At 65.3% G+C, this 19965-nt stretch carries 15 protein-coding genes and 1 riboswitch; of the genes, 14 read left to right on the top strand and 1 reads right to left on the bottom strand.

The window, feature by feature from the left end; genetic code table 11:
* Positions 1-1656 carry a diguanylate cyclase domain-containing protein gene (locus ACY65G_RS20025; protein WP_464999054.1) on the top strand — a complete coding sequence of 552 codons (1656 nt, stop codon included), beginning with the start codon at positions 1-3 and terminating at the stop codon, positions 1654-1656.
* 382 nt (positions 1657-2038) lie between these two features.
* Positions 2039-2734, top strand: a complete 696-nt coding sequence (locus ACY65G_RS20020; protein ID WP_464999053.1) for a 3-hydroxyacyl-CoA dehydrogenase NAD-binding domain-containing protein — start codon at positions 2039-2041, stop codon at positions 2732-2734.
* Positions 2735-2832: 98 nt separating this feature from the next.
* On the opposite strand, the gene ACY65G_RS20015 is transcribed toward ACY65G_RS20020, so the two are convergent.
* Positions 2833-3726 carry a LysR family transcriptional regulator gene (locus ACY65G_RS20015; RefSeq protein ID WP_464999052.1) on the bottom strand — a complete coding sequence of 298 codons (894 nt, stop codon included), beginning with the start codon at positions 3724-3726 and terminating at the stop codon, positions 2833-2835.
* A 91-nt stretch (positions 3727-3817) separates the two neighbouring features.
* Here ACY65G_RS20015 and ACY65G_RS20010 point away from each other — a divergent pair, with 91 nt between their 5' ends.
* The 12 genes from ACY65G_RS20010 (at position 3818) to ACY65G_RS19955 (ending at position 19932) form a co-directional block, all read left to right on the top strand.
* Positions 3818-4249: a PACE efflux transporter gene (locus ACY65G_RS20010; protein WP_464999051.1), complete on the top strand. Its 432-nt coding sequence runs from the start codon at positions 3818-3820 to the stop codon at positions 4247-4249.
* Positions 4250-4816: 567 nt separating this feature from the next.
* On the top strand, positions 4817-6067 hold the full coding sequence (proV, locus tag ACY65G_RS20005; RefSeq protein WP_464999050.1) for a glycine betaine/L-proline ABC transporter ATP-binding protein ProV: 1251 nt from the start codon (positions 4817-4819) through the stop codon (positions 6065-6067).
* Positions 6068-6081: 14 nt separating this feature from the next.
* On the top strand, positions 6082-7188 hold the full coding sequence (gene proW, locus ACY65G_RS20000) for a glycine betaine/L-proline ABC transporter permease ProW (protein ID WP_464999049.1): 1107 nt from the start codon (positions 6082-6084) through the stop codon (positions 7186-7188).
* A 23-nt stretch (positions 7189-7211) separates the two neighbouring features.
* On the top strand, positions 7212-8261 hold the full coding sequence (gene proX, locus ACY65G_RS19995) for a glycine betaine/L-proline ABC transporter substrate-binding protein ProX (protein WP_464999048.1): 1050 nt from the start codon (positions 7212-7214) through the stop codon (positions 8259-8261).
* Between the two features lie 201 nt (positions 8262-8462).
* On the top strand, positions 8463-8942 hold the full coding sequence (locus tag ACY65G_RS19990) for a hypothetical protein (protein ID WP_464999047.1): 480 nt from the start codon (positions 8463-8465) through the stop codon (positions 8940-8942).
* 91 nt (positions 8943-9033) lie between these two features.
* Positions 9034-9495 carry a hypothetical protein gene (locus ACY65G_RS19985; protein WP_464999046.1) on the top strand — a complete coding sequence of 154 codons (462 nt, stop codon included), beginning with the start codon at positions 9034-9036 and terminating at the stop codon, positions 9493-9495.
* Between the two features lie 10 nt (positions 9496-9505).
* Positions 9506-10156 carry a nuclear transport factor 2 family protein gene (locus ACY65G_RS19980; RefSeq protein ID WP_464999045.1) on the top strand — a complete coding sequence of 217 codons (651 nt, stop codon included), beginning with the start codon at positions 9506-9508 and terminating at the stop codon, positions 10154-10156.
* A 225-nt stretch (positions 10157-10381) separates the two neighbouring features.
* Positions 10382-12442, top strand: coding sequence for a TonB-dependent receptor domain-containing protein (locus ACY65G_RS19975; protein WP_464999044.1), 2061 nt, complete (start codon positions 10382-10384; stop codon positions 12440-12442).
* Positions 12443-12544: 102 nt separating this feature from the next.
* Positions 12545-12768, top strand: a riboswitch (cobalamin riboswitch).
* A 130-nt stretch (positions 12769-12898) separates the two neighbouring features.
* Positions 12899-14932, top strand: coding sequence for a TonB-dependent receptor (locus ACY65G_RS19970; RefSeq protein WP_464999043.1), 2034 nt, complete (start codon positions 12899-12901; stop codon positions 14930-14932).
* Positions 14933-15059: 127 nt separating this feature from the next.
* Entirely contained in the window at positions 15060-15527 is a 468-nt protein-coding gene (locus tag ACY65G_RS19965; protein ID WP_464999042.1) for a hypothetical protein, read from the top strand.
* Between the two features lie 340 nt (positions 15528-15867).
* Positions 15868-16836, top strand: a complete 969-nt coding sequence (locus ACY65G_RS19960) for an alpha/beta hydrolase (protein ID WP_464999041.1) — start codon at positions 15868-15870, stop codon at positions 16834-16836.
* Positions 16837-16929: 93 nt separating this feature from the next.
* Complete coding sequence (locus ACY65G_RS19955) at positions 16930-19932, top strand: TonB-dependent receptor plug domain-containing protein (RefSeq protein ID WP_464999040.1); 3003 nt, start codon at positions 16930-16932, stop codon at positions 19930-19932.
* Positions 19933-19965 lie beyond the last annotated feature (33 nt).

Raw genomic sequence — 19965 nt, 5'->3', positions numbered from 1 at the left:
GTGCGCTGGCCTGCCCGTATCGTGGTCTCGCTGTTCCCGGCATCGCTGAAGGGCCGTATCGCCTTGCTCGTCAGCGTGCTGGCGGTCGTGGCGGCCGCCCTGGCCGCCGGTACCGTGATGTACCCCGTATGGAGAGAGATACGGGGCATGGTCGGCCAGCACCAGTTGGCGGTGCTGGCGGGTACCGCCACGGCACTCGACCGTGACATCAGCGGCAAGCGCGCATTGTTGCGCGCCGTCGCCGAAGGGATGCAGGCCTCGGGCCATGGCGAAGCCCGCGACATGCAACGGCTGATCGAGCCCCATGCCGTGCTGCGCGAGGCATTCGACAACGTCGTCGTCATCGATGCGGCGGGGCAGGTCGTTGCGAACCTGGCGGATCCACGCGCCATCGGCGACCGGACGGCAAGCAGGAGCGTCCTGCTGAAAAATGTGCTTGCCTCACGCAAGGGCGATGTCTCCGCGGCCTATCGCAGTGCTTTGTCGGGCAAGCCCGTCGTCTTGCTGGCCGAACCGGTGCTCGGCAGGGATGGCAAGGTGGCCTTCATGCTCGGCGGGCGGCTCAGCCTGATGGATCCGCGATTCAAGCAACAATTCGAAACGCCGCGGCTCGGGCCGTCCGCGTATTTCGTCCTGCTCGACAAAAAGGGCACGATCCTCTATCACCCTGACCGGACGCGTATCCTGAACAACGTGTGGACCGAGCCGGGCGGGATTTCGGAAGCGTGCCGCCGCGCGCTGGATGGCTTCCAGGGGTGGTCGGACAGCCATACGAAATCCGGGCAGCGCGCGTTGATCGCTGCGACCCACCTGGGCACGGCCGGCTGGACGCTCGGCATGGTCTATCCGGTCGACGAGGTATTCGCGCCGCTGCGACAAGGCGAACGGGCAATCGGCATCTTCCTCGTTGTCATCACGGTACTGGTGGCGCTGTTCGGCTGGTGGCTGACGACGTTATGGCTGCGGCCGCTGCAGCGCCTGCAGCACCGTGTCGAGCTGGTGGCCGCCGGAACGGCGGAGATCGACGTGCTCGACACGCCCCGCCCCGACGAGATCGGCAGCCTGGGCCGCGCGTTCTTCCACCTGTCGCGGCAGCGCCAGGAAGCAAAGGATGCATTGGCCCTGCTGACCCGGACGGACACGCTGACGGGCCTGAACAACCGGCGCATGTTCGAAGCGGAACTGCCGGCTGCACTGGAAAGGGCGCGCCGCGTCGGGCGCGGCATCGGCCTGGCGTTTTTCGATGTCGACCATTTCAAGCAGATCAACGATACGCACGGCCATCCCGTCGGCGACCAGGTGCTGCACGAATTCGCGCGGCGGCTGCGCGCGACGGTGCGGCAGGTCGATACCACCGCGCGCCTCTCCGGCGACGAATTCGTCATCATTTTCGAGCTCGTGGACGACGTCGCGCTTCTCGAGCCGATGATCGCCAAGCTGCTCGCGGCGATCCGGCAGCCATTCCACTGCGGCGATCTGGCGCTGGCCGTCACCACGACGATCGGTGTCGTGCACAGCACTGGCGTCGGCACTGCCGAACAACTGCTCAAGGCCGCCGACCAGGCACTCTACGATGCCAAGAAACGGGGCCGCGACGGCTTCACGATACGGGTGCTGCGCGAGACCGGATCTTCCGCCGCGGTCGCGGCAGCCTGAGACAGGCGGGTCGGCACCCATTCGGGTGCGGACCTCGGTTCGGCCGAAGCCGGAGACGGTTTCCTGTCCTTTCAGGCGTGGAGGCGAGTGCTTCGCAGGGCGGGCAACTGCGGCGGTTTTTCATGCCATCGAAGGGTGTTCCACATTATGGAACGCCGTGCCCGCTATCGCATCCGCAGTTTTCCGATCCACAGGATTTGATTCCGCTATATGAAAATACATCTGCAAGTAATTGATTTAATAAGATAATTTATTTGCATGCTCATTCATAAGATATAAGAGTTCCGGCTGCGGGAAGCTTAAGATGAACGCAACGGTTTGCGCTTCGCCATAGGAATGCGATCGCCAACGCACAGGTTTCCGTTCATCCGAGGAGTTTCACATGTCTCACCATCAAATCGATATCCCGTCCCATCCCAGGCAGGCAGGCGCAAAGCCGGCAATGGGCAATGACCTGCGCCCCCATGGCGCACACCGCCACGACTGGCGGGAGCGCGGCCGGGAAGATGCCGCCGGCGCCGCAGCGCACGATGCCGTGCACCGCATCGCCCGGGTCGGCATCGTGGGCGCCACCAGCGCCGGCATGGCTATCGCCACGCGCCTGCTGGATGCCGATATCCCGGTCACCGTCTTCGACCCCGCTCGCGCAACGCTCGACGAGGCGACAGCGGCCATGCGGTCGGGTTACCACGATGCCTTCGTGGCCGGCGAACTCACGGCCATGCAGCGCGACAGGCGGGTGGCGCTGCTGGCAGGCACAGTCAACCTGCATCACCTGAAAGACTGCGATGTCATCGTGGATGTCATGGGCGCCGGCCTCGACTTCACGAGCGGCATGGTTCGCCGGCTGAACGAGGTGGCCAGGCCGGATGTCATCCTGCTGGCCTGCGGCTCGAAGCGCGATATCGACCATCTCGCCGGCATCGCGAGGTGCCCGGCCAACGTGCTGGGGTTCCGAGCCTCTGCCGATGCGAACGTGGCCTGGGAATGCGAACCTGGCAAGGCTACGTCGGCACAGGCGCTGGCGACGGCGACCGCGCTTTTCCGGGCCCCGCGGATCGCTCCGCTGGCCAGTTGATGTCCGCGCCCGCCGGCCGGCGGGTCGAGGATGCAATGTCACCCTGAAGCGCCGGGGCCTGCTGCGCGGGGCTGGTCGAACCGGCCCGCGCGGCCGCGTCAGCGGCCTGTTTCGCGGTATTCGGCGAACACCTGTCCCATGAAGTCGACCACGGCCCTGATGCGTGCGCTCGTGCGCAGGGAGCCGTGCATCGACAGCCAGATTTCCTGGTCCAGCCCGGGAATGTGGGGGATCGCGGCAACGAGGTCCGGCTGGTCGCCGGCAAGGAAGGTCGCCAGCACGCCCAGGCCGGCGCCATGCGAAACGCCATCGAGGATGCCCAGGCCGTAGCTGCAGCGCATCCAGGGCGCCGGCGCACCGGGCAGCGCCCGCAGCCACCGGTCGGACTGGAACTCCGCCCTGGGCTCGTCGAAGCCCACGAACGGCAGGCCTGCCCAGTCCCCATCGGCGAGAGCGGTGGCATGACGCTGCGCGACATCCCGGCTGCAATACAGTCCGAAGGACAGGGTGCCCAGGCGGCGCGTGACGAGGTCGAGCTGTTCCGGGCGGAAGGGGCGGATCGCGATATCGGCCTCGCGCCGCGCCAGGCTGTAGGGCCGGTGCGAGGTCACGATCTCCACTTCGACGTTGGGGTAAGCGTCATGGAAACGCGCGAAGCGCGTGGTCAGGAAGTAGGACAGCCACTCGTCGGTGTTGATCCGCACGAGGCCGGACGCGGCATGGGCATCCTGGCGATCCCGCGCGCGTTCGACTTCCAGGGCGATCTCGCCCATCTGGCTGGCCAGGGCGACCATGTCGGCGCCGAACGCCGTCGGCACGCAGCCGCCCTGGAAGCGCTCGACGAGTTTCTGGCCGACCGCTTCCTCCAGGTCGTCGAGCCGGCGCGCCAGCGTTGCCGGACTCACGCCCGACTTCTTGCCGGCCCTGCGCAACGTGCCTTCCTGCACGACGAGCAGCAGCAGCCGCAGATCATCCCAATTCAGGTGTTTCATATTTGAAGCATGATGCCCCGTATTTGCCTGTATGCATACATTTTATCGATATGCGATCATACTTTGTTCAGTCAACAAAGAGAAAGATCCTATGCGTACATTCGGCGACCGCGTTCGGCATGCGCTCCTGTTCGAGGCCGTGGCCCTGGCCATCTTCATTCCCGGATCGGCGGCGGTGTTCGACAAGCCGATAGAGCACATGGGCGTCATTGGCATCGCCTCCGCAACCATCGCCACGGTCTGGAACTTCGTGTTCAACATGGGGTTCGACCGTGCCATGCGGGCCCTGCGGGGCACGGTCCACAAGACGATGACGGACCGCGTGCTGCACACGTTCCTGTTCGAGGCGGGCCTGGTCATCATGCTCATCCCGATGATTGCATGGTACCTGGGGATCGGCCTGTGGGCGGCGCTGCTGATGGACATCGCGATCGTCATCTTCTACCTGGTGTACGGCTTCCTGTTCAACCTGGCGTACGACCGGATCTTCCCCATCGCCGCCGCGGCGCCGCGCCCCGCATAACCCGCTGCCGGCCGCCGGCTTCCGGGCCGGCAAATATTTACTAGCACACTCTATCTCGACAGTCGCTGGACTTTTACGTCCTGTTGCGTTATCATTGACGTATATTTACAACAAACTACTCAGTCAGCATCACTCAGCATCATTGCGGCGCTCCTGCTGCATACCTGCAGCATTCCTGCTGGATCCATGCTGAACTTGTCGGAATACCTTTAGCACCCTGTTTCCCTCGCCGCGCGTGGGGAACATCCATCGGGCCTTGCGCCCATATCCGTTATTGTCCGGCGCATCGTTCGCCGGATACCGGTGCCATGCCATTGCGTGGCGCCCGCGTGGCTGAAAGTCCTGAACCCCAGCTTCCTTCGGCACGCACCTGACACCCGGCATCCAGGCACTTGCGCCTGCAGTCACGCGTGTCGCACCCCAAGCCATCGCTTGCGTGCGCCATTTTTCAATGGCGCCGTCGCACCATCGCCGGCCCGGGGTTTGCCGATTCCCGTTCGCGGCCCATGGCCGCGGGGAGTCGTTCATTCGCGAAATCAAAGGCGAACTTCGAAGGAGAACTACAACGTGGCAAAACAAATCGTCATCGACCATATATTCAAGGTATTCGGCGACCAGCCCGACAACGCCCTGGCACTGGTACGCCAGGGGGCAAGCAAGCAGGATATCCTTGCCCGCACCGGCTGCACGATCGGGGTGTTCGACGCCACCTTCACCATCGAGGCAGGCGAGATCTTCGTCATCATGGGGCTGTCCGGTTCGGGCAAGTCGACGCTGGTGCGCATGCTCAACCGCCTGATCGAGCCCACCGAGGGCCGCATCCTGGTGGACGGCAGCGACATCAACACCTTGCCGGACGCGCAGTTGCGCGCGCTGCGTCGCAAGGACATCAGCATGGTGTTCCAGTCGTTCGCGCTGCTGCCGCAGATTTCCGTGCTCGACAACACCGCATTCGGCCTGGAACTGGCCGGCATGGCCAGGGCCGAGCGCCATGCGCTGGCGCACCAGGCATTGGAGCAGGTAGGCCTCGCGGGGTATGCCGACAGCTATCCCGACCAGCTGTCGGGCGGCATGCAGCAGCGCGTGGGCCTGGCCCGCGCGCTGGCGTGCGACCCGTCGATCCTGCTGATGGACGAGGCATTTTCCGCGCTCGACCCGATCATGCGCACGGAAATGCAGTCGGAGCTGCTGCGCCTCCAGCAGATCAAGCGCCGCACCATCGTCTTCATCTCGCATGACCTCGACGAAGCCATGCGCATCGGCGACCGCATCGCCCTGATGAAGGACGGACACGTGGTGCAGGTGGGCACGCCGGAAGAAATCCTGCGCAAGCCGGCCAACGACTGGGTACGCAACTTCGTGCGCGGCGTGGATGCGGCGGCCGTCTTCAAGGCCGGCGATATCGCCCGCAAGAGCCAGATCGTGGTGTCGGAATCGCCCACCCGCGGCGCGCGCGCGGCGCTGTCGATGCTGGAAGAGCAGGACAGGGCCTATGCCTATGTCGTCGACCCCCGGCGCCAGTTCCTTGGCGTGGTGTCGGCCGATTCGCTGCGCGGCGCGCTCGAAGGCCATACCGGCCCGCTGGGCCTGGCGCATGCCTACCTGCCCGACGTGCAGCCCATCGATGCCGACGAACCCGTTGCGGGCCTCGTCGGCCAGGTGGCGCAGCTGCCGTACGCGGTGCCCGTCGTCGCCAACGATGGCAGCTTCCGCGGCGCCATCAGCAAGACCACCTTGCTGAAGTTCCTCGACCGCGATACGCCGCCCATTGCCGAGCCGCGCAGTGCCGAACTCCCGTTACAGAAAGCACAAGCATGAATCCAAGTACTGCCATGAACCAGAATATTCCGCCCGAAATGGCCGCAGAACAGGCCGCGCAAACCAACCCGTGGCTGCCGACGCCGCCGGGCGACACGTCGTGGCTCGATGCCGCGGGGCCGGCCGCCACGCCGGAACATGCCGGCGGCCTGCACCTTTCCCAACTCTTCGACGGCTCGCTGCCGCTGGAATCCTGGATCAACCAGGGGCTGGGCTGGGTCGTCGAGCATTGCCGGCCGTTCTTCCAGGCCGTGCGAGCGCCGATCGACGCCACGCTGACCGGCGTGGGTGACGTGCTGCTGGCGGCGCCGTCGCTGGCGGTGATCGCCATCATCGGTTTGCTGGCCTGGCAATTCACCAGCCGCGCGCTGGCCACCGGCACCGTGCTGGCGCTGCTGGTCGTGTCGATGCTGGGCGTGTGGCCGGATGCGATGATCACGCTGTCGCTCGTGCTGACATCGCTCGCGTTCTGCCTGGCGATCGGCCTGCCGCTGGGGATCTTCCTGGCCAGCAGCGACCGCGCGCAGAACATCCTGCGCCCGCTGCTCGATGCCATGCAGACCACGCCCGCGTTCGTGTACCTGGTGCCGGTGGTCATGCTGTTTGGTATCGGCAATGCGCCCGGCGTGATCGTGACGATCATCTTCGCGCTGCCGCCGCTGGTGCGGCTGACCAACCTCGGGATCCGGCAGGTGCGCCCCGACCTGATCGAAGCGGCACGCGCCTATGGCGCCTCGCCGTGGCAGCTGCTGACGCGCGTGCAGTTCCCGCTGGCCATGCCCTCGATCATGGCGGGCATCAACCAGTCGCTGATGCTGTCGCTGTCGATGGTGGTGATCGCCTCGATGATCGCGGTCGGCGGCCTGGGCCAGATGGTATTGCGCGGCATCGGCCGCCTGGACATGGGCCTGGCCACCGTGGGCGGCCTGGGCATCGTGCTGCTGGCGATCGCGCTCGATCGCCTGACGCAGGCCATGGGCCAGCCGCGCCGCGGCGTGCGCCACTGGTACCAGACGGGCCCGGTCGGCTGCATCCTGCGCCTGGCAGGCCGCGGCCCGGGGCGCTCCAGCCCGGCCCGCGGCGAAGCAGCCGCGCCGGCCACGCCCGCCACCGCGCACTGAGCGCACAATCGAAAAGGATTCGTATGCAACAACTAGAACATTTTGAAGTGACCCGTAGAACGCAGCGCAAGTTCCAGTGGCTGTCGGCCCTGGCGCTGGCCGCGCTCACCCTGACCACCAGCCTCGCCATGGCGCAGGCGCCGGACGGCGGCCTGCCCGGCAAGGGCATCCAGGTGCAGGCGCTGCAAAGCTCGATCGCCGAGGAAACCTTCCAGACCATGCTGGTCGACCGCGCCCTGGAACGGCTGGGCTACGAGCCGCAGCCGATCAAGGAAGTCGAATACCCGACCGCGCATATCGCCATCGCCAATGGCGACGCGACCTTCCTCGCCGTGCACTGGGATCCGCTGCACCAGGACTACTACGACAACGCCGGCGGCGACGCGAAGCTGCTGCGCACGGGCCAGTATGCCGGCCCGGCCGCGCAGGGCTACCTGATCGACAAGGCGACGGCCGACAAGTACCACATCACCAGCATCGACCAGCTGCGCGACCCGGCGATTGCGAAACTGTTCGACCAGGATGGCGACGGCAGGGCGGATCTCACCGGCTGCAATCCGGGCTGGGGCTGCGAAGCGATGATCGAACACCACATGGACGGCTACAAGCTGCGCGCGACCGTGAAGCACGTGCAGGGCAGCTATTCGGCACTCATCGCCGATACCATCGGCCGCCACCAGCGCGGCGAGCCGATCCTGTACTACACGTGGACGCCTTATTGGGTAAGCGGCGTGCTGGTGCCGGGCAAGGACGTGGTGTGGCTGCAGGTGCCGTTCTCGTCGAACCGGGAACATGCCGATACCCGCATGGCCGATGGCAGCGACTACGGATTTGCCGTGAACACCACGCGCATCGTCGTGAACCGTGCCTGGGCCGAAAAGAATCCGGCGGCCGTCAAGCTGTTCGAAGTGATGCGCCTGCCGATCGCCGACATCAATGCGCAGAACGAGCGCATGCGCAGTGGCGAAAACACGCAGGCCGATATCGCGCGGCACACCGAAGGCTGGATCAAGTTCCACCAGAAGCTGTTCGACGGCTGGATCGCACAGGCGCTGGCGGCCGCGAAATCCTGAGGCGCCGTCTCCCGGGCAACCCGACGTTTCGCCAACGCGTCCACAGTGAACGCGGCCGCCGCACGGTGTGGCAATCGCGCTGCTGTCGTCGTGACGATCATGGCGACAGTTGTTGCCAACGTCGAAAAGGAGGAATACGATCCTTGTACGTAGCGGTCCGCCTGATCCATGTGTCCCGCATATCCCTGGAGGGTAAATGCCATGAAGGTGAATCTGCCTTTCGTCCCGCCCGGGGGCGGGGGACTCGAGCCCGGCGACCTGTTCATCTTCCATGATGTGAACGATGAGGCGGCACGGCCGAGCTACGCGCTGGCCTTTGAACCGAGCCCTTATATCCTGTCGGCGCTCATCCTCGATGGCCCCAAGGCTGGCGAGCGCTTCAGGGTCTACGATTTCGACGCTCCCAAGCTCGCCGATGACGTGACGCTCGAATTGCCGAGGTGCTCGGGCTCGTGGTCATTGCGGTTGGATACCGACATCCCGATCAACGTCTGCGTGGGGCAGGGAAGGGCGTACTTCGTTGTCTACCTGAACGACCAGTTCTGGTGGATCGATGTGGAATCGGGCATGCGCAGCGACTCGCCAACGCGGCGCTTCTTTACGTCACGGTGGCGTCTCACGGCCACTGGCCATCCGCTGCCATATGTCGAATACGGCAGCGATCGCGTACTGCCCGCCTGAAGCACCGATATACGTTCCGGCCGTCGACAGCGCGCATTGCAACCGGTTTATCCTCGTTCGCTCGCAGGCCCATGACATGTGGAGGTAGCACATGAAGTTGAAACTGCCGTTCGTCCAGACCACCACTCACAGGCTGCAGGGCGGCGACCTCTTCCTGTTCGACGGCCCCGAGCACCTGGGTTATGCAGTGGCTACGCAGTTTAACGGGTTCGTTTTGTCCGCACTCATCCTCGAGGGTCCGCAGATAGGCGATCTCGGCAAGATCTACCCCTTCGACGACCTGCAGGTCCAGGCCGATGCCGTGCTGGATCTGTCGCCGTCTCCGGAAGACTGGTCCAGGTCATGGCGGCCTGCCATTCCGATCAGCGTTTGCCTGGCCGATGACAAAGCCTATTTCGTCGGTTGCATGATCGGCACTCGCCTATGGGTGGAAGTCGACACGGGCCTGCGCGTGGAGCCACGAAATGGCGGGCGCTTCGTATCGAAATGGAGCCTGCGCAACGCCGAGGAAGCGCTGCCGTTCTTTGAAAGCGTATCCGCACGCGTCGACTAAGGAGTCTTCCATGCGCCGCCGTTCTTTCATCGTAGTGGCCTGTGCTTCGGCATGCGCCATTGCCCAACCCGTCGCACCGGTCCTCACGCTGGCGGTGCTCGTGAAGACGCTGGGCGAGGCGGGCGAGGCGCTGTCGAAAATCGTCAAGGGCGTGCGCGATCTCGCCGAAGCCGGTGTCGACTCCTACAGCTTTGTCTCCGCCGTGCGCGATCGCGACAGGTTGAAGCGCCTCAGCGTGCAAGTCGCGGGCCTGACATCGGATTCGAACAAGATCGTGCTGGATTCACTGACGAGCTACATCAGTCACGTCGAAGGCCCGCCAGGCCAGCACAAGGACGCGCGGTTGCAGCTGCTCTGGCGCAAGGCTGCCGACAATTTCAAGGTGGTACTGCAAACCGTGCTGGGCTTGCTGAAGGACTTGAACGAAGAGAAAAGCGATCTCGTTCTCCAGCCGGTCTTCCTCTCCCTGAACGAAACGTTGAGCTCCCGCTCGCGCCTTCTCGCACAACTCGAAACGCTGCCGCCTCCGACCTCCCGCGAAGACATCCGTTTGCTCAAGGAAGCGCGTGACGCCTACCGCGTGCTGAGTGAGCGCACCCGCGAGCTGATCGCGCAACTCAACATCTATATTTCGCGGATCGGCAATACGACGGCTCCTTGAACGAACCGCATTCCTGTCCCGTTTGGCGCCCCTGTGCGCGCGGCGTGACCCATCCGTTCCGCCGGGGCAGGTGCCGCGGCATTCGCTACGTCCGGACAGATCGCGGCCCGGCGGCATTGCCACACTTTGACAAACTTTTCCGATAGTAAATGAGTATCATTCTCGTTTGCTGCCGTCGAGCAGCATCGAGAAGCTGCCCATCGTCAATCTGAAAAGTCTGGATCCATGCGTCGTCAAGAAAAAACCAACAAGCACGTCACCCGCACACCCATCGCCGTCGCCATTCCCCTGCTGTTCGCCAGCGCGAGCACCCTGGCGCACCAGGCCACCGAGCAGCAACTGGCCACCGTCGTCGTTACCGCCTCGGGCTACGAGCAGAACATCCGCGATGCCGCCGCCTCGATCACCGTCATCACCGGCAGCGAGATCGCCAAGCGTTCGTACACCGACCTGGCCGACGTGCTGAAGTTCGTTCCGGGCGTCTCCGTGCGGGGCACCGGTACCGAGCAATCCATTTCGATCCGCGGCATGGGCAATGCCTACACGCTGTTCCTCATCGATGGCCGGCCGGCGCAGGGCGGCGACACGTTCGAGTTCAACGGCGGCGGCAGCGGCCAGCAGCTGTCGTTCATGCCGCCGCTCGACATGATCGAGCGCGTCGAAGTCATTCGCGGCCCGGCATCCGGCCTGTACGGCTCCGACGCGATGGGCGGCGTGATCAACATCATCACGAAGAAGGTTTCGAACACGTGGAAGGGCGCCGTCACGGCCGAATACGTGCATCCCGACGGCAGCAACGACGTCAACGGCGAGGCCTACAACACGAGCTTCATCCTGAACGGTCCGCTCGTCGACGATGTGCTGGGCATCCAGCTGTCGGGCGGCTTCCGCGGCACCAACGAGGGCAGCGCCGTGCAGTTCGGCGACACCACCACGGGCGATGCCGACTACAAGCAGCGCAACATCGGCGCCAAGGTCACGTGGAAAGCCGATGGCCGCAACACGCTGACAGCCGGCGGCAGCCGCACCGACACCGACCGCTGGCGCAACCCGGGCCGCTCGCTGGCCGCCACGGCGGCCGCGAGCTACCAGGGCTCGACGAAGGACAATCTGTTCCTGGCGCACGATGGCCGCTACGGCAAGTTCAGCGCGAGCACTTACCTGAACTACGACTCGGCCAGCAATCCGACCACCCGCACCAGCGCGCCCAGCGGCGTGGCGCGCGGCATCGACTTCGATACGCTGACCTTGAACAGCCAGGGTACCTGGCAGGCCAGCGACGCGCACACGGTGACCGGCGGCTTCACCTACAAGAACGAACAGCTCGAGGACGGCGCCACCAGCGCCGTGAACGTACACAACGCCGCCAACGATGCCTTCGTCAGCATGGAGCGCTACCAGCTTTCCGCGTTCGCGGAAGACGAATGGCGGCTGCGCGACAGCCTGGCGCTGACCACGAGCGTGCGCTACGACTACAACGAGCAGTATGCCGGCCACTGGAGCCCGAAGGCCTACCTGGTGTACCGCGCCAGCGACGCGCTGACCGTCAAGGGCGGCGCCATCACCGGATACAAGGCCCCGTCGCTGCGCAACTCGGCGCCCGACTTCTCCGCCACGTCGCGTGGTGGCGTCAGCATCGGCAATCCGGACCTGAAGCCAGAAACGAGCGTCAGCTACGAATTCGGCCTGGACTACGAACGTACCGACCTGGGCCTGAAGGCCAGCGCCGTGGTGTATCGCACCGATTTCGACGACAAGATCACGCGCTCGGCGGACTTCCTGTGCCGGCCGAACGTGCCGTGCTTCCATGGCGGCCTGGAATATCCGGCCCATCAATACGGCTACAAGCAGACGATCAACGTGGACAAGGCGCGGATCCGCGGCGCGGAAATCGCGCTGGATTATCGCTTCACGAACAGCCTGTCGGCGCGCGCCAACTACACGCTGACCGATTCCGAGCAGCTGACGGGCGCCAGCAAGGGCAGCCCGCTGAGCGACCAGCCCAAGCATGCCGCGAACCTGGGCCTGAACTACGACCATTCGCGCGGTACGAGCCTGTGGGCGCAGGCCGCCTATACCGGCAAATTCATCAGCACCGACCTGGCCACGGGCGCGGCCACGTCGCAGAGCTACACGCTCGTCGACATGGGGATCGTGCATCGCCTGAAGCGGAACCTGGCGCTGAAGTTCGGCATCTACAACCTGGCCGACAAGGAAGTCGCCAACAGCTCGAACGGCTATGTGGACGGGCGCCGTTACGCCACGGCCGTGAACTACGCGTTCTGAACTCCTGCCGGCGCAGCGAGGCGCCCAGCCTTGTATTGCGGCGTCTTCCGATCGCATGGCGTTTCGCGAAGGCGCTGGCAACCACTCATCCTTGCCTGTAGAATCCGCTCTCGAGTGAACGGTGTCCCGCCATCGACCGATGGCGGGGTGAAACGGGAAGCCGGTGACGTGCGGGATAACCATCCCCGCCAGTCCGGCGCAGCCCCCGCTGCTGTGAGCCTGACGAACCGGTTCGACGCCACTGCACTGGGCATACCAGCGCGGGAAGGCAGGGGCCGGGGAGGATGACGGCAAGCCAGAAGACCGGCCGGTCACGACAAGAACGCGGGGCCCGGGGTGCGGCCTTGCCATCGACCGTTTTGTTTTCCCGTGTTGTCCGACCAGCCCGAGGCGTATGCCCGCGCGGCGCGCACGCACGGTTATTGCCGCGTCATTCACTTCATGAAAATCCTTCCGATGAAAACCGGGCTCCTGCCTGTCGCCCTTGCAGTCATGTCCTTTGCTGCCCATGCGGACGATCCGCCATTCCAGCGTGTGCTGGTGGAGGCATCGCGTATCAGCCAGCTCGGCGAGGCCGATTCGGCCGCTGCAGGCACGGTCACGCAGAGCCAGCTGCAAGCTCGCACCACCTACCGTCCCGGCGAACTGCTGGAGGCCACCCCGGGCCTCGTGGTCAGCCAGCACAGCGGCGAGGGCAAGGCGAACCAGTTCTACCTGCGCGGCTTCAATCTCGATCACGGTACCGACCTGCGCACGACCGTCGACGGCATGCCGGTCAACCAGCGCAGCCATGCGCACGGGCAGGGCTGGACCGACCTGAATTTCGTGATCCCTGAACTGGCCGGCCGGCTCGACTACAAGAAGGGCCCATATTCGGCGTCATCGGGAGACTTCGCTTCGGCGGGAGCCACCGAACTCACGTATGTCAACCGGCTCACGTCCGGCATCGCCAACGTCACGGCCGGCCAGAACGGCTACGCCCGAGTGATGATCGCCGCGTCGCCGGATGTCGGCGACGGCAACCTGCTGTACGGGCTGGAGACGATGCACAACGACGGTCCGTTCACCCGTGGCGACAACTACCGCAAGATAAACGGCGTACTGCGCTATAGCGAAGGCTTCGAGAACAACGGCTTTTCCATCACCGCGATGGTGTACCGCGCCAGATGGAACGCCACCGACCAGATCCCGCAGCGCGCCGTCGACAACGGCACGCTGGGCCGCTTCGATGCGATCGACGCCACCGACGGCGGCAGCGCACACCGCTACAGTCTGTCCGGCAAATGGCAGCGCAGCGACGACGACAGCAGCGCGAAAGTCTCCGCGTACATGATCGCGAACCGCCTGGAACTGTTCTCGAACTTCACGTACTTCCTGGACGACCCGGTCAACGGCGACCAGTTCGCGCAGCCGGACCGCCGCGTCACCTCCGGCATCGACGCCAGCTATTCTTGGCACCACCATGGCGGCGACATCGCTTCCACCACCACCGTCGGACTCGCCGCGCAGAACGACAACATCCATAACGGCCTTTACCGCACGAAAGCGCGCCAGGTGATCGGCACGACCCGCCAGGACCACATCGTCGAAACCAGCGGTGCCGTCTACCTGGAAAACCAGGCCCGCTGGAGCCCTGTGTTCCGCACGGTGGCCGGACTGCGGGCGGACCGCTACCGGTTCGACGTCCACGGCGACAACGCCGTCAACGCCGGCACTACCAGCGACAACATCGTCTCGCCCAGCCTCAGCCTCGTGTTCGGGCCATGGGCGCGGACGGAGTTCTATGTCAACGCCGGCACGGGCTTCCACAGCAACGACGCGCGCGGCACGGTGATCGCGGTGGATCCGAAAAACGGCGAGCCGGCCGACCGTGTCACGCCGCTGGCACGCACGAAAGGGCTGGACCTGGGCGTGCGCAGCGAGTGGATCCGCGGTCTGCAAACATCGCTGTCGCTGTACCGCCTGGACATGGATTCCGAACTGCTGTTCGTCGGCGATGCGGGCACCACGGAGGCGGGGCGGCCGAGCCGCCGCCATGGCATCGAGTTCTCGAACTACTACAAGCCCGTGAAATGGTTGTCGCTGGACGCTGATCTCGCGTACGCGCGGGCGCGCTTCCGCGATGCCGACCCAGCGGGCGACCGCATCCCCGGCGCGGTGGAAGGCGTGGCGCAGTTCGCGGCGACCGTCACACCGGCAGGGCCCTGGTCCGGCGCGCTGCGCCTGCGCTGGTTCGGCCCGCGCCCACTGGTCGAGGACGACAGCGTGCGCTCGAAAGCCACGACCACGCTGAACGGCCGCATCGGCTACCGCATCGGCAAGGCGACCCACGTCGAACTGGAAGGGTTCAACCTGGCCAACCGGCGCGCATCGGCGATCGATTATTTCTACGAGTCGCGGCTGGCAGGGGAAGTCGAAGCGGTGGAAGACATCCATTTCCACCCGGTCGAATCGCGATCGTTCCGGGTGTCGCTGACTCACAGGTTCTGATGGCACAGGTCCTGAACGACACAGGGTTCGCAGCCCCCCGCACCAGGGTGACACGACCGCACGATTGCGGGATGCGGGGTGCCGCGAACCGCTGTAAGCTCGGCCGTTTCATCGTAACGGAGAAACCATGAGCAAGCCAGCAAAGCTGACCACCCGCCTGGCCGCCACGATCGTGGCGTGCGCGGCGGCACTGGGCGTATCCGGCATGGCCGGCGCCAGCGCGGACACGTCGCCCGGGCCCGGCGGCGTGTATCGCCTGAAACCCGGCATCTATGTCGCCGCCGGGTCATCCTGCGAGTCGCCTGCCAACGCCGCCATCCGGCAATACGACGGCAAGGGTTTGAGCACGGCACATACGCGAGCTTGCAAGGCTGTCGTCAAGTCGCGCAAGCGCGGCAACGATACGGTCACCTACACGGTCGACCAGAGCTGCATCGATGCGGGCGCCGGCCCCGGCAAGCGCTTCACGCAGCGCCAGAAGGTGAAGGTGGATGATGCGCTGGCCTTCACGCAAACGATCGGCCGCGACAGCACCGCCTATCGCTACTGCCCGGTCGATGCGCTGCCTGCCGGCTTGCGCAAGGCCGTGCGCTGAGCGATCGGAAACAAGGTATTCGCGGTGGTTTTTGGTAGCGTTATCTAGACAAGTAGCCTTGTTTCTGCCCTATTCGTACCAAAACTGCCAATCACTTTTTTGTCGGAACCGATATCGAAAATATCATATCGGTGACGTTTCCACCCGCCGGCTATAACTGTTCCTCGCTCTGTGACAACGTTTTCAGCATAAGCGCGCCGACCCAGGACGATTCCAGGGCGCGTGTGCCTTCTTTGCAACATTGTCACTAACATCGCCGTACCATAAATGTTTGCGCTATCTTTGAGGGCGGCACGTGCATTGCGGCGTGCCTGACCAATTAAAAAAACAGGAGATAGCGATGAACGGGAAACAGTTACAAGGGCAGGCCGCGACTTTGCGCGCAACGGGACGGGCTGCCGGCGCATTGGCGATTGCATGGGCGCTGGCGTCCCCCGTAATGGCGCAGAACGACAGGATGGTGCCGATTCCGGTGCCGCAGCAGCCGGAGGCGATCGTGCTGGGTACCGGCCCGCTGCCCGGTGCGACCGCGTCCGAAAGCTGGCACACCCAGTATGGCAGCACGTTCGCGCGCAACGTCACCGTCGCCACGCTGACGCCATTCCTGCCGGCGGCAGGGAAGGCCACGGGCGCCGCGGTGATCGTGGCGCCGGGCGGGGGCTTCCGCACGCTGTCGATGAACAATGAAGGGTGGGATGTCGCCAGGGCGCTGGCCGACAGGGGCGTGGCCGCGTTCGTGCTGAAGTACCGCCTGAACCAGACACCGGCGGACATGGCCGGATTCGAACGCTCGATGGCGGAAATGTTCTCGGCAACCGCGAAGCGGCCGCCGGCGCCGCAAGACCCGGCCACCACGTATGCGCCGCAGATCGCGGATGCACGGGCCGCGTTCGCCCTCGTGCGTTCGCGTGCCGGCGCATGGCATGTGGACGCCGACCGCATCGGCATGCTCGGCTTCTCCGCCGGTGCCATGCTGACCATGTCCACGGCGCTGCATGGGCAGGATGCGAAGCCGGCGTTCATCGGCAACGTCTACGGCCCGCTGGCGGCGGTCACCGTGCCGGCGGATGCGCCGCCCCTGTTCGTCGCCCTCGCCGCGGACGATCCGTTCTTCGCCAATGCCGGCTACGGCCTCGTCGACAGCTGGCGCGGCGCGAAACGCCCGGTCGAATTCCACCTGTTCGAGCAGGGCGGCCATGGCTTCGGCATGTACCCGAAAACCACCACCAGCACGGGCTGGTTCGATGGTTACGTGCGCTGGCTGGGCATGCACGGCTACCTGCAGCCGAAACGCCAGCAGGCCTTGTAAGCAGATCTGCACGACAAGGCCAGAGGGAGCGGCACACGCATGGCGCGTGCCGCCGCATCCACTCGCGCCGTCATAAAAAACACTGGAGACGACATGCACACCCCCTTGAAACGTACGCTGGTCAACCTTGCCGTGGCCAGCGCCTGCGGCATCCTGGCCATGCCCGGCCACGCCCAGGAAGCCCAGCCCGTAACGCCGGCGGCCGGCGCACAGCCGGATGACGGCAAGCCGGCGACTGCCCCCGTGGCTGCGGCAACCGAACCCGCATCCTCATCCGCGCCCGAGGCAACGAGCGCCGCGAATACGGTGGTCGTATCGGGCTCGCGGATCGCCGCGCGCGGCTTCACGCAGCCCACGCCGACCACGAGCCTCACGTCCGCCGATTTCGACAAGGCGGCCAAGCCGAACATGTTCGAATCGCTGGTCGAGCTGCCGGCCCTGCAGGGCAGCACGGGCCGCACCACGAACACGTTCAGCACGTCCAGCGGCATCCAGGGGCTTTCCTCTCTTTCCCTGCGCGGCCTGGGCACGATCCGCACGCTGACGCTGCTGGACGGGCAGCGCGTGGTCGGCGCCAACGTCACCGGCATCACCGACGTGAGCCAGTTCCCGCAACTGCTGGTCAAGCGCGTCGACGTGGTGACCGGTGGCGCCTCGGCATCCTACGGATCGGATGCGATCGGCGGCGTGGTCAACTTCATCACCGACAAGAAGTTCACCGGTTTCAAAGCCAACGTGGCCGGCGGCATGACGAAATACGACGACGACAAGAGCGGCACGCTGCAAGGCGCGTGGGGCAGGGGATTCCTGGACGGCCGCCTGCACGTGACGGTCAGCGGCGAGTTCACGAAACAGAACGGCATCGATTCGCCGGGGTTCGGCGAAGTGGGCGCCAATGGCCGCACGTGGTACAACAATCCCGCCCTGCAGGAATCGACGAGGGAAATGCAGGCCGCCGGCATGCCCCGCTACAGGAGCATCACCCATGCGCAGCACATCCAGTATGCAAAGTATGGCCTGATCACGAACGGACCGCTGCGCGGTACGGCGTTCGGTCCCGGCGGCACGCCGTATCCGTTCGAGTACGGCACGGATTGCGTCGGCAATTTCTGCATCGGCGGCGACCGCTCCGGCAGCGTGGGCGCGGGCACGAACCTGGCGATGAACTTCAAGCGCCAGGTGGCTTATGGCCGCCTGTCGTGGAACCTCAACGCGGACAACGAAATCTACGTGACCGGCAACTGGGCGCAGGTGAAATCGGCGTTCTCGCCGAATCCGGGTGCCGCCAAGCAGGGCAACCTCGCGATCCGCTGCGACAACGCCTTCCTGCCCGCATCGGTCGCCGCGGGCTGTGCCGCCGGCTACCCGGGCGGCACCATGAACGTCGGTACGGCGAACGCGCAGTTCCCGGCCAACATCAATGTGCACCCCACCCGCACGCAGCGCCGCTTCGTCGTGGGCGCCAACGGAAAATTCTCCCCGTTCGGCAAGGACTGGTCGTACGACGCCTATGCCGAGCATGGCGAGAACACCACCGTGATCCACGTGCGCGACATCACGCTGAACCGGCGCTACAACTTCGCGATCGACGCCGTCCGGGATCCGGCCACGGGCCAGGTCGTGTGCCGCAGCGCGGACGCCCGCGCCGCGGGCTGCCAGCCGGTCAACATCTTCGGCGACGTGCCGATCGACCTCGCGGGCTGGAATTACATCGCGCCTGCGAACGGCCCGATGCAGCACACGGATTCGCGCCAGAACGTGGCCAGCGTCAACTTCAGCGGCGAACTCGCACAAGGATGGGCCGGCCCCATCTCGATGGCGTTCGGCGCCGAATACCGCCGCGAGAGCTACGCGGTGCGTGGCGATCCGTATGGCGCCGGCGTGGAATACGCGTCCCCCTACACCGCCAGCCATCCGCTGGACCCCACACTGTCCGCCACGGGCGACAACTGGTTCGCAGGCAATTACCACAACGGCAAGGGCAGCTTCAACGTGAAGGAAGCCTATGTGGAACTGAACATCCCGTTCCTGAAGTCGGCCACGCTGGGCGAAGCGAACCTGAACATCGCCGACCGGGAGGAAAAGTACAGCACGGCCGGGCACGCGCGCGCGTGGAAGCTGGGCGCCACCTGGCAGACGCCGGTGGATGGCCTGCGCCTGCGGGCCGTGAGCTCGCAGGACGTGCGTGCGCCCAACCTCTCCGAACTGTACGCGGCCATGACCGTGACGAACCAGGCGGTGAACAACGCGCAGGGCTCGTCGATCCAGATTCAGCAGCGCAACGTGGGCAACCCGAACCTGAAGCCGGAAACGGCGCGCAACAATTCGTTCGGGATCGTGCTGAGCCAGCCGGGCTGGGCGCGCAACTTCAACGTGTCGGTCGATTATTTCGACATCAAGGTGAGGAACGTGATCAGTTCCCTGAACCCGCAGCAGGAGGTGGACCTGTGCTACGGCGGCAACCAGGAAGTGTGCTCCGCCGTCTCGATCGACGGCCCGGCGGGCACGAACTACGTGCTGGCGCAGAGCTTCAACTTCGCGTCGCTGCACACGCGCGGCGTCGATATCGAAGCGGCCTGGCGCAGGAACCTGGGCGAGTTCGGCCTGCCGGGCAGCGTGACGCTGCGCGGCCTCGCCTCGCGCACGATCCACGCGATTTCCGACCCGGGTGTGCCGGGCACGACGCCGAGCGAAGGCGCCGGCAACATGACGGGCGCCACGCCGAAATGGAAGGCGCTGCTGTCGCAGTCGTGGGACGGCCTGCTGGGCGGCAAACTGGGACTGACCCTGACCGAACGCTGGATCAGCTCGGGCGTGTTCAACAACGAATACATCGAATGCCAGACGAACTGCCCGCTGCCGACCGCCGCCCATCCGACCATTTTCGACAACCACATGCCCGGTGCCGTGTACATCGACTTCGGCGGCAGCTACGCGATCTCGAAAGGGGTGAACGCCTACTTCAAGATCGACAACCTGGCCGACCGCGATCCGGTGCTTGTCCCGCAGACGAACCTGAGCCTTGCGCTCAACCCGGCGATCTACGACGCGGTCGGGCGCACCTATCGCGTGGGGGTGCGCATGAGCTTCCAGTAGGCGCCGGCGCCCGCGCCATGCCGCGCCATGCCG

Source organism: Pseudoduganella sp. jia 12 (genome assembly GCF_055502675.1).
Note: the sequence above shows the minus strand (reverse complement) of the source record. Positions and strands in the feature narration are given on the sequence as shown.

What these genes read in the sequence shown, in the direction of transcription:
- ACY65G_RS20020 (WP_464999053.1), top strand. Translation starts at nt 2,039, where the DNA reads ATGTCTCACCATCAAATCGATATCCCGTCCCATCCCAGGCAGGCAGGC.
- ACY65G_RS20015 (WP_464999052.1), bottom strand. Translation starts at nt 3,726, where the DNA reads ATGAAACACCTGAATTGGGATGATCTGCGGCTGCTGCTGCTCGTCGTG.
- ACY65G_RS20010 (WP_464999051.1), top strand. Translation starts at nt 3,818, where the DNA reads ATGCGTACATTCGGCGACCGCGTTCGGCATGCGCTCCTGTTCGAGGCC.
- proW (WP_464999049.1), top strand. Translation starts at nt 6,082, where the DNA reads ATGAACCAGAATATTCCGCCCGAAATGGCCGCAGAACAGGCCGCGCAA.
- proX (WP_464999048.1), top strand. Translation starts at nt 7,212, where the DNA reads ATGCAACAACTAGAACATTTTGAAGTGACCCGTAGAACGCAGCGCAAG.
- ACY65G_RS19990 (WP_464999047.1), top strand. Translation starts at nt 8,463, where the DNA reads ATGAAGGTGAATCTGCCTTTCGTCCCGCCCGGGGGCGGGGGACTCGAG.
- ACY65G_RS19985 (WP_464999046.1), top strand. Translation starts at nt 9,034, where the DNA reads ATGAAGTTGAAACTGCCGTTCGTCCAGACCACCACTCACAGGCTGCAG.
- ACY65G_RS19980 (WP_464999045.1), top strand. Translation starts at nt 9,506, where the DNA reads ATGCGCCGCCGTTCTTTCATCGTAGTGGCCTGTGCTTCGGCATGCGCC.
- ACY65G_RS19975 (WP_464999044.1), top strand. Translation starts at nt 10,382, where the DNA reads ATGCGTCGTCAAGAAAAAACCAACAAGCACGTCACCCGCACACCCATC.
- ACY65G_RS19970 (WP_464999043.1), top strand. Translation starts at nt 12,899, where the DNA reads ATGAAAACCGGGCTCCTGCCTGTCGCCCTTGCAGTCATGTCCTTTGCT.
- ACY65G_RS19965 (WP_464999042.1), top strand. Translation starts at nt 15,060, where the DNA reads ATGAGCAAGCCAGCAAAGCTGACCACCCGCCTGGCCGCCACGATCGTG.
- ACY65G_RS19960 (WP_464999041.1), top strand. Translation starts at nt 15,868, where the DNA reads ATGAACGGGAAACAGTTACAAGGGCAGGCCGCGACTTTGCGCGCAACG.
- ACY65G_RS19955 (WP_464999040.1), top strand. Translation starts at nt 16,930, where the DNA reads ATGCACACCCCCTTGAAACGTACGCTGGTCAACCTTGCCGTGGCCAGC.